Genomic DNA, 11970 nt, shown 5'->3' on the forward strand with positions numbered 1-11970 from the left:
TCACCGACCCGCGCCGGTGATGCGGTTGGCGGCCAGCTTGCCGGAGATCAGCACCATCGGCACGCCCACGCCGGGCTGGGTGCCGGAACCGGTGAAGACGACGTTGGACAGGCTGCGGTGCAGGTTGGACGGGCGGAACGGCCCGGTCTGGAAGAGGCTGTGCGCGGCGGCGAACGGCGTACCGGCGGCCATTCCCTGCTCCTCCCACTCGGCGGGGGTGATCGTACGCAACACCTCGATGCCGGCGCCGAACCCGACGTACCCGCGTTCCTCCAGGGTGGTGACGAGCTGGTCGGCGTAGCGCCGGCTCAGGTCACCCCGCCAGTCGAACGGGGCCCGGTCGAGGTTGGGCACCGGGGCCAGCACGTAGTAGGTGTGCCGGCCGGCCGGGGCGACCGAGGGGTCGGTCCGGCTCGGGTTGGTGACCAGCAGCGACGGGTCGGTCATCAGCTCACCGCGCCCGATCACCTCGTCGAAGGTGCCCTTCCAGGACCGTCCGAAGTGGATGTTGTGATGAGCGATCTTCCCATACCCCTGCGTCGATCCGACGTGCAGGACGACGCAGGACGGCGAGTAGGTCAGCTTCCGCTGCCGACCCTCGGGCAGCAGGTCGCGGTAGGCGACCGGCAGGTCCGGGTTGAGCACCACCACGTCGGCCGGGATCAGCTCGCCGTCGGCGGTGACCACGCCGGTGGCCCGGCCGTTGGCGGTCTCCACCCGGGCGACCGTGGTGTCGTACCGGATCTGGACGCCGTGCTTCTCGGCCGCGCCGGCCATCCCCTTGGAGACCGCGTGGATGCCGCCGCGCGGGAAGTAGACCCCGGCCACCGAGTCGAGGTACGCGATGACGCTGTAGATGGCCAGCGCGTCGTGCGGCGCGAGCCCGGCGTACATCGCCTGGAAGGAGAAGATCCGCTGGGTGCGCGGGTCGGAGAAGAACTGGTTGATCTTGGTTTGGAGGCGGCGGAACGCCCCGTTCGCCAGCAGTTTCAGCAGGTTGCCGGTGAGCAGGTCGGTCGGGGCGTCCAGGTTGCGGTCGATGAAGTCGGCCCGCTCCCAGTTCCACAGGTTGCGGGCATAGTCGACGAACCGCAGGTAGCCGTCGGCCTCGCGCGGGCCGCAGACCCGGGAGATCTCGGCCGCCATCCGGGTGGTGTCGGTGATCACGTCCAGCGTGGAGCCGTCCGGGTAGTAGGCCCGGTAGGCGGGGTCCAGCGGGGTCAGGTCGAGCCAGTCGTGCAACTCCTCGCCGACCGCACCCAGCGCCTCGGCGATCAGGTCGGGCATGGTGAGCACGGTGGGGCCGGTGTCGAACTCGTACCCGTCGACGCTGAGCCGGCCGGCCCGACCGCCCGGCACCGGTTCGCGTTCCAGCACGGTCACCTGCCGGCCGCTGCCGGCCAGGTGCAGCGCGCACGCCAGCCCGCCCAGGCCCGCGCCCACGACCACCACCCGGTCCGTACGTCCCGTCACGGTCCGCACGCGACCACCTCCTTCACGAAGTTGCCCATCAAGCCCGCCGCGTGGTGGCGGCGGTGGCGAGACCGGTCAGCGCGGTGCGCGCGGTCTCGTCGATCGACGCGGTCTCCAGCGCGGCCAGCGCGTCGGCGACCCGGTCGGAGATCATGTGTTCCACCCGGGCGACCGCCCCGGTGTCGGCGACGAGGTCGGCCAGCCGGGCCAGCTCCCGGACGCCGGTGGGGCTGCCGGCCCGCTCCAACGCCCGCCGCTGGCCGCCGGTGGCGAGCTGCCGGGCGAGCATCAGCAGCGTGGTCGGCTTGCCGGTACGCAGGTCGTCGCCGGCCGGCTTGCCGGTGGTGGCCGGGTCGCCGTAGACGCCGAGCAGGTCGTCGCGGAGCTGGAACGCCTCACCGACCGCCAGCCCGTACCGGGTGTACGCGGCGATCAGCGGCGCGTCGGCGTCGGTGCCGGCCAGGCAGGCACCGAAGAGCAGCGGACGCTGCACCGTGTAGCTGGCCGTCTTGTAGCGGGCCACCCGCAGCGCCCGGTCCACCGACCAGTTCGCCGCGTCGTTCTCGCCGAGCACGTCGAGGTACTGCCCGGCGATGGTCTCGACCCGCATCTGGTCGTAGCAGCGCCGCACCTCCATCAGCCGGGACGGCGGCAGGGCGGCGTGGGCGAGCAGCCGGTCGGCCCAGACCAGGCAGAGGTCGCCGATGAGGACGGCGACCGACTCGCCGAACCGGTGCGGGTCGCCGGTGTGTCCGGCGGTGACGTGCCGCTCGGCGGCGGCCCGGTGGGCGGTCGGCAGGCCGCGCCGGGTGTCGGAGGCGTCCATCACGTCGTCGTGCACCAGGGCGAAGGTGTGCAGGAGTTCCAGTGCGGCGAGCGCGGGCAGGACCGAGGGCAGCGGCTCGTCGCCGCCCACCACCCCCCGCCAGCCCCAGTAGGCGAAGGTCGGGCGCACCCGCTTGCCGCCGGCCAGCACGCAGTCGCGTGCCGTCGCGGCGAAACCGCCCATCGCTGCGTCGATCTCGGTCAGCGCGTCGACCTCGCGGGCGAGGAACGCCGACAACGTTTCGTCGACCCCGTTGACCAGGTCACGGGCGTAAGCGGCCAGTACGCCGCGGACCGGATCGTCCGTCGCTCCCGGCTGTTCCGGTGCGACGCGGAGCGCATTACCCGCAACTGCGTCGTTGGCCATGTGGGGGAGCGTACCCTAGGGTTACGAGTTGCGTCGATTGCTGCGTCGAATCCGAGGAGGCCCGGGTGGACACCGATCTCACCGCTGCCTATGCCCGCTCCCAGGAGCTGCACAAACACCACGGCCGCACCTACTATCTCGCCACCCGGCTGCTGCCCGCATGGAAACGGCGGCACGTGCACGCCCTGTACGGATTCACCCGCTACGCCGACGAGATCGTCGACCGCACCGAGGACCTGCCGCCCGCCGAACGCGCCGCCCGCCTGGACGCCTGGGGTGCCCGCTTCGTCGCCGGACTGCACGGCGAACCGGTCGACGACCCGCTGCTGCCGGCGGTGCTGCACACCATCGCCGTGTTCGACCTGGACCGCGCCGACTTCGCGTCGTTCCTGCGCAGCATGGCGATGGACCTGACCGTCATGGCCTACCCGACCTACGACGACCTGCTCGACTACATGGAAGGCTCGGCGGCGGTCATCGGCACCATGATGCTGCCCATCCTCGGCAGCACCGACCCGGTCGCCGCCCGGGAGCCGGCCCGGCAGCTCGGGTTCGCCTTCCAGCTCACCAACTTCATCCGGGACGTCGCCGAGGACCTCGACCGGGGCCGCACCTACCTGCCCGACGAGGACCTGGCCAAGTTCAACGTCACCCGCGAGGACCTGCTCGCCGCGCGGGCCGCCGGCCGCAGCACCGACCGCATCCGCGACCTCGTCGAGTACGAGGTGACCCGCGCCCAGGCCCACTACGCCGCCGCCGCGCCCGGCATCACCCTGCTCGCCCCCGCCTCCCAGGCGTGCATGCGCACCGCCTACGCCCTCTACGGCGGCATCCTCGACGAGGTCGCCGCCCAGGACTACGACGTGTTCGCCCGGCGGGCCGTGGTGCCCCAGCGGCGACGGCTCGCGGTGGCGGCGAAGGCGCTGCTAACCCGTACCGGCACCCCGGTCGTGGTGCCCGGCCCGGCGGTGTCGTGAGCGGCCGTACGGCGGTCGTGCTGTTCACCCGCGACCTACGGGTGCACGACCACCCGGCTCTGGCGACGGCCTGCGCCGCGTTCGACCGGGTGGTGCCGCTGTACGTCCTCGACCCGGCGCTGACCGGCCACTCGCCCAACCGCAACCGTTTCCTGCACCAGTGCCTCGCCGAACTGCGGGACACCCTGCGCACGCTCGGCGGTGACCTGGTGATCCGCCGGGGCGACCCGGTCGCCGAGACGATCCGGCTCGCCCGCGAGGTCGACGCCGAGGGGATCGGGCTGTCCGCCGACGTCAGCCGCTACGCCCACCGCCGGGAACGGCGACTGCGCGCCGAGTGCGACAGGCACCGGATGTTCCTGCGGCTCTTCCCCGGGGTGACCGTCGTCGAACCGGGGGAGCTGCGGCCCGGCGGCGGCGACCACTACCGGGTGTTCACCCCCTACCACCGGGTCTGGTCGGGGGCGCGGTGGCGGGAGGAGCTGGCCGCGCCCCGGCGGGTCACGCTGCCCACCGGGGTCGCCGTCGGTCGGCTGCCGGCGGCACCGCAGGGGGAGTCGCCGGACGCCGCGGTCGGCGGCGAGTCCGTCGGGCGACGCCGGCTCACGCGGTGGTTGCCCACCCTTTCCCGGTACGACGACATCCACGACGACCTGGCCGCCGACGAGACCTCCCGGCTCAGCCCGTACCTGCGGTTCGGCTGCCTGTCCCCGCTGACGGTGGCGAACCGGGCCGACGACCGGGGGCACCCGTTCGTCAGGCAGCTCTGCTGGCGGGACTTCTACCACCAGGTCACCGCCGCCTTCCCCGAGATCGCGGCGAAGGCGTACCGGCGCGGGGCCACCGAGGACTGGCGGTACGACGCGGCGGCACTGGACGCCTGGACCGACGGCCGCACCGGCATGCCGATCGTGGACGCCGGCATGCGCCAACTGCACGCCGAGGGCTGGATGCACAACCGGGCCCGGCTGATCACCGCCGGCTACCTGACCAAGGTGCTCGGCCTCGACTGGCGGCCCGGCCTCGCGGTCTTCTCCCGCTGGCTGCTCGACGGCGACGTGCCCGACAACTCCGGCAACTGGCAGTGGGTGGCCGGCACCGGCAACGACAGCCGTCCGTACCGGGGGCTCAACCCGGTCCGCCAGGCCGAACGCTACGACCCCGACGGCGGGTACGTGCGCCGCTGGGTGCCGGAGCTGGCGACGGTCGCCGGCAGGGCCGTGCACCAACCGTGGCGGCTGCCCACCGAGGTCCGCCGTACCCTCGACTACCCGCCACCGCTGGAGGTGCCCGGCGCCGACCCGGTCTGGCTCCGCTGACCCGGTCCGGCTGCGCAGGCCCGGTCCGGCTGCGCAGGCCCGGTCCGTTTCGCTGGCCTGGGCCTGTCTGCTGTGCCGGCCCGGTCCGCCGGTGCCGGCCGGGGGCGGCCGGCGCACCGGGGCGGGAATTCCGGGGTGGAGCGGTGGCCGGGGCCCGGACCGTGCGCAATGCTGGCGGGATGGCAGAGCCGGAACTGGTGGACGTGGTCGTGGTCGGGCTCGGCGTGGGCGGCGAGGAGGTGGCCGGGCGACTCGCCGAGGCCGGCCTGAGCGTCGTCGGCGTCGAACGGGACCTGGTCGGCGGGGAGTGCCCGTACTGGGGCTGCATCCCGAGCAAGATGATGATCAGGGCGGCGAACGCCCTGGCCGAGGCGCGACGGGTCGACGGGCTGGCCGGGTCGGCGCAGGTCCGGGCCGACTGGGCCCCGGTGGCGAAACGCATCCGGGAGGAGGCCACCGACACCTGGAACGACCGGGCCGCCGTGGACCGGTTCACCGGCAAGGGCGGCCGTTTCCTGCGCGGCAGCGGCCGGCTGGACGGCCCCGGCCGGGTCCGGGTCGGCGACCAGGTGTTCCAGGCCCGGCACGGCATCGTCCTCGGCACCGGCACCCGCCCCTCGATCGCGCCGATCGACGGGCTGGCCGACACCCCGTACTGGACGAACCACCAGGCGATCGAGGTGGCGGAGCTGCCGGCGAGCCTGCTGGTCCTCGGCGGCGGGGCGATCGGGGTCGAGCTGGCGCAGGTCTTCGCCCGGTTCGGGGTCCGGGTGACCGTGCTGGAGGCGTCCGGCCGGATCCTCGCCCTGGAGGAACCGGAATCGTCCGAGGTGGCCGCCGCCGCGCTGCGCGCCGACGGGGTGGAGATCGCCACCGACGTCAAGGCCGAGCGGATCGACCACGACGGCGACACGTTCACCGTGCACGCCGGTGACCGGTCGTTCGCCGCCGACCAGCTCCTGGTGGTCACCGGCCGCCGGGCCCACCTGGACGAGCTGGGGCTGGACACCGTCGGGATCGACGCCGGGCAGCGCTACCTGCCGGTGGACGACCGGATGCACGTCACCGACGGCATCTGGGCGGTCGGCGACGTGACCGGCGAGGGCGCGTTCACCCACATCGCCATGTACCAGGCGTCGATCGTGGTCGCCGACGTGCTCGACCGGGTCCGGCGGGCCGAGGGCGGCCCCGACGCCAGCGGCACCGCCAGCGTGGTCGGCGGCGCGATGGGCGCGGCCAGCGCCGTCGGAGGGTCGATGGGCGCGGCCGGCCCCAGTGGCGCCGCCGGCACCGTGCCCCGGGCCGACTACCGGGCACTGCCCCGGGTCACCTTCACCGACCCCGAGGTGGGCGCGGTCGGGCTCACCGAACGGCAGGCCCGCGAGCGGGGCATCAACGTGCAGGTCGGGTTCACCGAGCTGTCGTCGTCCACCCGGGGCTGGATCCACAAGAGCGAGCCGGGCGGCTTCATCAAGGTGATCGCCGACGCCGACCAGGGGGTGCTGATCGGGGCGACCTCGGTCGGCCCGGCCGGCGGCGAGGTGCTCTCGGCGCTGGTGGTGGCGGTGCACGCGGCCGTACCGGTCAGTCAGCTCCGACACATGATCTACGCGTACCCGACGTTCCACCGGGCCATCCAGAGTGCCCTGGACGATCTGGGCTGAGCCACCGCGCCGCCCGGCTCCGGCCGGGCGGCGCTCCCGGTCGGTGCGGGCCGGCTGGCGGGTGGTTCCGGTGCGGGTCGGGTCACTCGCCGTGGCGGCCGGCACCGGCGGCGAACCGGGCCGCGCCGGCAGGCGCGTCGGCCGCGAGCGAGTCCATCCCGTAGGCGAGTTCGGCGGCGAGCGCCTCCGGCTCGGGCAGGTGAGCCCCGGCCAGCACCGACGCCCGGTCGTTGCGTAGGCAGGTCTGCGGGTGCCTGGCGATCTCGGCGGCCAGCCGCTCGGCCGCCGCCCGTGCCTCACCCGGCGCGACCACCCGGTTGACCAACCCCATCGCGTACGCCTCGTCGGCGGGCACCGGACGGCCGGTGAGGATCAGATCCATCGCCCGGCTCTGGCCGATCAGCCGGGGCAGCCGTACGGTGCCCCCGTCGATCAGCGGCACCCCCCAGCGTCGGCAGAACACCCCGAGCACCGCGTCCGACTCGGCGACCCGCAGATCGCACCAGAGCGCCAGTTCCAGGCCGCCCGCCACCGCGTACCCGGAGATCGCCGCGACGACCGGCTTGGACAGTGCCATCCGGGTGGGACCCATCGGGCCGTCGCCGTCGGGCTCGACCCGGTTGCCGCTGGGCGTGCCGATGGCCTTGAGGTCGGCACCCGAGCAGAACGTGCCGCCCGCCCCCCAGAGCACCGCGACCCGGGCATCGGGGTCGGCCTCGAAGGCGCGGAACGCGTCGGCGAGCGCCCGCGCGGTCGGCCCGTCGACGGCGTTGCGGGACGCCGCCCGGTCGAGGATCACCGTGGTCACCGCCCCGTCCCGGACAACATGCACCGCCATCCCCCCAGCATCCCGCACGCGCGGGGCTGGCGGGGGATGGCGCTGGTGGGGCGATGGTGCGGTGTCCTGGGCCGCTGATGCCGCTGTCGGGACTCCGTTGAGTGGATCTTCGCGGCCGGACGACGTGCGCGCCGCTGGATGGCGGGGCGGGTCGGGAGCGCCAGGGGCAGGTCAGGGCGCGACGCGGTGGTGGGATGTTGCGGGGTCGATGGTGCTGCGTGGGCGCTGTCGGGCTGATCGGGGCGGGAACCCGGATCGGTGCCGGTCGCCCGGTTTGCGACCCGGTCAGGCGGGAAGTCGGACAGGGTGCGAGCGTTGATGACGAAACTCGAACAGGCCACCGCCCTGGACCGCACGGGCGACCGGTTGCAACGTGCCGTCCAGGCGACCCTGCGCCCGCAGCGGGTACGCGACCTGCTGCACGGCGTCTTCCTGGGCCACCCGCTGCACCCGGCGATGGTGCAGGTGCCGGTGGGGGCCTGGATCAGCGCCGCGGTGGTCGACCTGCTCCCCGGCCAGCGTCGGGCGGCCACCACCCTGGTCGCGCTGGGCACCGTGAGCGCGGTTCCCGCCGCCGTGGCCGGGCTCAACGACTGGGCGGAACTCTCCCGGGACCAGCGCCGGGTGGGGCTGGTGCACGCCGCCGCCAACACCGTCGGCCTGACCCTCTACGCCGGCTCCCTCGCGGCCCGGTTGACCGGCCGGCACGGCGTCGGGCGGGCCCTGGCCTACCTGGGGCTGGGCGCGGCGAGCGCCGGGGCGTACCTCGGCGGGCACCTGGCGTACAAGCAGGGGGCACAGGTCAGCCAGAGCGTCTCCGAGCTGCACCGGATGGGCGACGGGTGGCGGCCGGTGGCCGACCTGGCCGGGCTGCCGCAACGCAAGCTGGTGACCCGCGAGGTGGACGACGTCTCGGTGATCCTCTACCGGCACGGCGACGAGGTCACCGTCATGCTGGAGCGCTGCCCGCACCAGAGCGGTCCGCTCGGCGAGGGCGAGGTGCAGGAGATCGACGGGCATGCTTGCGTGGTCTGCCCCTGGCACGGCTCGGCGTTCCGGCTCAACGGCGGCGAGGTCGTCCACGGCCCGTCCGCCACCGACCAGCAGATCCTCCCCACCCGCGTGGTCGACGGCACCCTACAGACCCGCCTCCCCTGACCCCCACCCCGCTCCCGCCTCCACCCCGCCCCGCCCCGCTCTCGCTTTCAGAGGTCGATCAAGAGGTTTGCGTCAAAGTCGATCTTCAACTTGACGCAAACCTCTTGATCACTTGACGCAAACTTCTTGATCACCGGGGCGACCCCGCTGGGGCGGGCTCGCTGGGGCGGCCCGGGGTTGGGCGAGTTGGGGGGTAACGGGCGAAGGGGAATCGGGTCAGTCGCGGCGGTGGCGGCCGGTCACCAGGTCCCGGGCGGCGGAGGCGCGGCTGCCCATCGAGCGGCCGGGGGTGCGACCGGTGGTGGACGTCCGGGCGGCGGCGATCCGGGCGGCCGAGGTGCGGCCGGCGGTCACCCGGACGGGGCGGCGACGCAGGCCGAGCACCGCACCGATCTGCGCGCCGACGATGCTCGCCACGGCCAGTACCGCCGACACGGCCAGCGGCCTGTTGATCGGGTCGTCCGGGGTGCCCCGGGACGCCCCGGCGGCCATCGCCGGTGGCACCCCGACCGGTCGTTCGGCGGGCGGTTGGGCGGTCTGCGGGGTGGCCGTCTGCGGCGTGGCCGGCCCGACCTTCCCGGGCTTCGGGGTGGCCGGACCGGTCGGCTTCGCGGCGGCGGGTCCGGTCGGCCTGCCCGGGGTGGAAGGCGCACCCTGATGCTGCGGGTCGGCCTGGCCGCCGGGGGTGGTGGCGGGCGGGCGCGGCGACGGCTTGCGGGGCGTACCCGGGACGAGGTGGCCGCTGGCGTGCCGCCGGGCACCGGTGTCGTCGGCCTCGGCGGGGAGCCTGATGAGCTGGCCCGGCCTGATCCGGTCGGCGTCGCGCAGGTCGTTGAGCCGGGCCACCTCGGGGTAGCGGTCGAAGTCGTCCAGGTACCGTTCGGCCACCTCGCCCAGGTAGTCGCCCCGGGCCACCCGGTAGACCGGCTTCCCGGCCGGCTTCTCGGCACCCGGGACGGGACCGAGACCGGTGCCGGGGGCGGCACCGAGGGCGGCACCACCGATGCCGGCGCTGGGGGCTGCCCCCAGGCCGGTACGCGAGGCGTCCAGCGTCGTCGCCACGCCGGTGCCGGCGGCGGCCGGCATCGGGTGGGTCAGGGTCACCGCCGCGCTCGCCGCCGGACTGGCCGCGATGATCAGCGCGACCGAACCCAGCAGGGCCGCCGCCGCCCGCTGCTGCCGGCGCATACCGGGCAGCCGGGGTGTCTGCCGGCGGGTCACCTGGGCGCCGATCTCCACCAGCACCGAGAAGGCGAACGTCGCCCAGCCGAACCAGCCCACCAGCGCGAGCGCCCGGATGAAGAGCTGACCGTCGTCCCGGCTGGTCAGCACGGTGCCGACCTCGCTGAGGGTGGGCAGGTGGTCGGGCAGCGGGTTGCCGGCGAAGGCGAGCAGCGCCACCGGTGCGCCGACCAGCAACGCCACCAGGACCACCAGCGACCCGAAGCCGGTGAGCAACTGGCCGGTTCGTCGGGCGGTGGAACCACGCGGTGTGGTCATGCTGCCCTCCTTCCTACGGTCTGCCGGTGCGGGGGCACCGGGTGCGTGGGCCGACGGGGCCGTCGGGCCAGCGGGTTCATGGTCGGTCGGTGAGGGTGCGGGCGGTCGCCTCGCCGGCCACGGTGACGGTGCGGTCCATGCCGATCAGGCCGAGCAGGTGCCGGCGGTAGACGACGGTGACGCGTACCCGGATCTGCTTCTCGCCGGCCACCACCGGGAAGCTGACCTGCTGCCCGGTCACGTCGGAGTTGCCCCGCAGGTACTGCGTGACGGCCGCGCGGGCGCCCGGCTCGTCGATCACCTTGGGGCGGCCCTCGATCGCGGCGGCCCGGTCGATCACCTGGCCGCCGCTGCGGGCCGCCTCGGCGGCCAGGTCGTCGGCGCGTTGCAGGGTACGCAGCTGACCCGCGCCGTCGTACGCGATGCCGATGACCGCCAGCACGCCGATCATGGCGACGGCCAGGAACAGGCTGATCCGGCCCTCGTCACCGGTGGGGCGGGCGGTCACTGCCGGCTCCGGTAACGGTCCAGCGGGGAGCCGAACGTGGCCTCGACCCGCTTGTCGCCCATCGGCAGGCCGGGGAAGCGCATCCCGGCGAACGAGACCGTGCAGCTCACCCGGACCCAGACGCTCGCCGGCTCGCCGAGCTGGCTGCGGAACGCCGCGCCCAGCGACGTGTGGTCGGAGTTACGGGTGGAACCCCAGACCGTGACCTGGGGTGCGCTGGCGCAGTTGAGGCCCCGCCAGTCGAGCTGCCGGCGGGCGGCCGACCGGGCGGCGCTCTCCGCCGTGCCGGCGTCGCGGGCGATCGAGGCGGCCCGCGCGGCGTCGTGGGCCGCCGCCTCCACCGCCTCGTCGGCGACCGCGACCCGGCCGGCCACCCCGGCCAGCATCAGCAGCGCCAGGAACGCCGGGGCCAGCACCGCCACCTCCACCGACACCGACCCCCGGGTACGCCCCGCAGCACGGTCGGCCGGTACGTCGCCCGGGATGCGGCCGGCGGCGTGCACGACCGTCTCGGCGGGGCAGCCGGACCGCGGGGCGTGGGCCACGGCCCGCTCCCCCCGGGCGGGCCGGGTCAGCAGGTCACGCCAGGTTCGCCTGGTGCGTGGGGGCAGGTGGCCGGTCACGGGTTCGTCCACCGTTCGACGGTGCCGTGGGCGGTCTGCCGGACGTCGAACCGGACGGCCGGGATGACGCTCAGGGACTTCCCGGTGACCGTGCAGGTCACCTCGGTCGCGGTGGTGGCGCAGGTGGTCTTCGCACCGACCAGCCAGTCCCCGGCGGCACCGAGGAAGTGCTTGGCGCGGGTCTCACCCGCCCCGGCCGGCGCGTCGAGGACCCGTTGCGCGTTCACCCCGCTCTGGGCGGCGTGCATCGCCGTGGACCGGGCCACGAACCATGCGGCGATCTGGATGGAGCCGAAGAGGAGCACCAGCACCGCCGGCATCACCACGGCCAGTTCCACGGGGTTGGCCCCCCGGTCCGTACCCCCGGCGGTGAGCCGGCGACGGGCGGCCCGGCCGGCGGCACGGAGCCAGGCCGGCACGGCACGCCCGGCGTCGGGTGCGCGCAGGGGTGCGCACCGGGACCGGGCGGTGGGGGCCGTCCGGTCCCGGCACGGGCGGGCCGGGGGTGCGCCTGTCACTTGGTCGGGATGCCGTTCATCCAAGCCGTGGCCTTTTCCTTCACCAGAATGGTGACGGCGATCCCGGCCGCCACCAGACCGGCGATGATCACGGCGGTCGGGACGGGGCTGTCGCCCCGCTCCGACTCCCGGCGTAGCTCGGCCAGGCGGGCCACGGTGGCCACGTAGAGGAAGGTGACGAGGTGCATGGCGGGACTCCT

At 74.5% G+C, this 11970-nt stretch carries 12 protein-coding genes; 4 read left to right on the forward strand and 8 right to left on the reverse strand.

All coding sequences use genetic code 11. The features are described from left to right. Window positions 1–1482, reverse strand: coding sequence for a phytoene desaturase family protein (gene crtI, locus ACN268_RS23250; RefSeq protein WP_421484992.1), 1482 nt, complete (start codon window positions 1480–1482; stop codon window positions 1–3). A 28-nt stretch (window positions 1483–1510) separates the two neighbouring features. Continuing rightward, on the reverse strand, window positions 1511–2665 hold the full coding sequence (locus ACN268_RS23255; protein WP_421484993.1) for a polyprenyl synthetase family protein: 1155 nt from the start codon (window positions 2663–2665) through the stop codon (window positions 1511–1513). Between the two features lie 65 nt (window positions 2666–2730). Here ACN268_RS23255 and ACN268_RS23260 point away from each other — a divergent pair, with 65 nt between their 5' ends. The 3 genes from ACN268_RS23260 (at window position 2731) to ACN268_RS23270 (ending at window position 6625) form a co-directional block, all read left to right on the forward strand. Beyond that, window positions 2731–3642, forward strand: coding sequence for a phytoene/squalene synthase family protein (locus tag ACN268_RS23260; protein ID WP_421484994.1), 912 nt, complete (start codon window positions 2731–2733; stop codon window positions 3640–3642). Continuing rightward, on the forward strand, window positions 3639–4961 hold the full coding sequence (locus ACN268_RS23265) for a cryptochrome/photolyase family protein (protein WP_421484995.1): 1323 nt from the start codon (window positions 3639–3641) through the stop codon (window positions 4959–4961). Before ACN268_RS23260 ends, ACN268_RS23265 begins: the two co-directional genes overlap by 4 nt. Window positions 4962–5140: 179 nt before the next feature. Then, the gene (locus ACN268_RS23270) at window positions 5141–6625 is read left to right on the forward strand and encodes a dihydrolipoyl dehydrogenase family protein (RefSeq protein WP_421484996.1); all 1485 of its coding nucleotides are present in this window, start codon (window positions 5141–5143) and stop codon (window positions 6623–6625) included. An 82-nt stretch (window positions 6626–6707) separates the two neighbouring features. On the opposite strand, the gene ACN268_RS23275 is transcribed toward ACN268_RS23270, so the two are convergent. Continuing rightward, the gene (locus ACN268_RS23275) at window positions 6708–7463 is read right to left on the reverse strand and encodes a crotonase/enoyl-CoA hydratase family protein (RefSeq protein WP_421484997.1); all 756 of its coding nucleotides are present in this window, start codon (window positions 7461–7463) and stop codon (window positions 6708–6710) included. A gap of 318 nt (window positions 7464–7781) precedes the next feature. Here ACN268_RS23275 and ACN268_RS23280 point away from each other — a divergent pair, with 318 nt between their 5' ends. Beyond that, window positions 7782–8621, forward strand: a complete 840-nt coding sequence (locus ACN268_RS23280; RefSeq protein WP_239485277.1) for a Rieske 2Fe-2S domain-containing protein — start codon at window positions 7782–7784, stop codon at window positions 8619–8621. A 216-nt stretch (window positions 8622–8837) separates the two neighbouring features. On the opposite strand, the gene ACN268_RS23285 is transcribed toward ACN268_RS23280, so the two are convergent. The 5 genes from ACN268_RS23285 to ACN268_RS23305 all read right to left on the reverse strand — a co-directional run bounded on the left by ACN268_RS23285 (window position 8838) and on the right by ACN268_RS23305 (window position 11958). After that, window positions 8838–10121, reverse strand: a complete 1284-nt coding sequence (locus tag ACN268_RS23285; RefSeq protein ID WP_421484998.1) for a LysM peptidoglycan-binding domain-containing protein — start codon at window positions 10119–10121, stop codon at window positions 8838–8840. Window positions 10122–10197: 76 nt separating this feature from the next. Next, complete coding sequence (locus ACN268_RS23290) at window positions 10198–10572, reverse strand: hypothetical protein (RefSeq protein ID WP_402893940.1); 375 nt, start codon at window positions 10570–10572, stop codon at window positions 10198–10200. Window positions 10573–10625: 53 nt separating this feature from the next. Further along, window positions 10626–11114, reverse strand: coding sequence for a TadE/TadG family type IV pilus assembly protein (locus ACN268_RS23295; RefSeq protein ID WP_421486971.1), 489 nt, complete (start codon window positions 11112–11114; stop codon window positions 10626–10628). Window positions 11115–11248: 134 nt separating this feature from the next. Continuing rightward, window positions 11249–11698, reverse strand: coding sequence for a TadE family protein (locus ACN268_RS23300; RefSeq protein WP_421486972.1), 450 nt, complete (start codon window positions 11696–11698; stop codon window positions 11249–11251). A 68-nt stretch (window positions 11699–11766) separates the two neighbouring features. After that, window positions 11767–11958: a hypothetical protein gene (locus tag ACN268_RS23305; protein WP_421484999.1), complete on the reverse strand. Its 192-nt coding sequence runs from the start codon at window positions 11956–11958 to the stop codon at window positions 11767–11769. Window positions 11959–11970 lie beyond the last annotated feature (12 nt).

The sequence above is a fragment of the Micromonospora sp. WMMD735 genome, assembly GCF_049178995.1.
GTDB classification, from domain to species: Bacteria; Actinomycetota; Actinomycetes; order Mycobacteriales; family Micromonosporaceae; genus Micromonospora; species Micromonospora wenchangensis.

Excerpts from the sequence above, each read along its gene's own strand:
- ACN268_RS23285 (WP_421484998.1), bottom strand. The coding sequence starts at position 10,121 with ATGACCACACCGCGTGGTTCCACCGCCCGACGAACCGGCCAGTTGCTC.
- ACN268_RS23270 (WP_421484996.1), top strand. The coding sequence starts at position 5,141 with ATGGCAGAGCCGGAACTGGTGGACGTGGTCGTGGTCGGGCTCGGCGTG.
- ACN268_RS23275 (WP_421484997.1), bottom strand. The coding sequence starts at position 7,463 with ATGGCGGTGCATGTTGTCCGGGACGGGGCGGTGACCACGGTGATCCTC.
- ACN268_RS23280 (WP_239485277.1), top strand. The coding sequence starts at position 7,782 with ATGACGAAACTCGAACAGGCCACCGCCCTGGACCGCACGGGCGACCGG.
- ACN268_RS23255 (WP_421484993.1), bottom strand. The coding sequence starts at position 2,665 with ATGGCCAACGACGCAGTTGCGGGTAATGCGCTCCGCGTCGCACCGGAA.
- ACN268_RS23305 (WP_421484999.1), bottom strand. The coding sequence starts at position 11,958 with ATGCACCTCGTCACCTTCCTCTACGTGGCCACCGTGGCCCGCCTGGCC.
- ACN268_RS23290 (WP_402893940.1), bottom strand. The coding sequence starts at position 10,572 with ATGATCGGCGTGCTGGCGGTCATCGGCATCGCGTACGACGGCGCGGGT.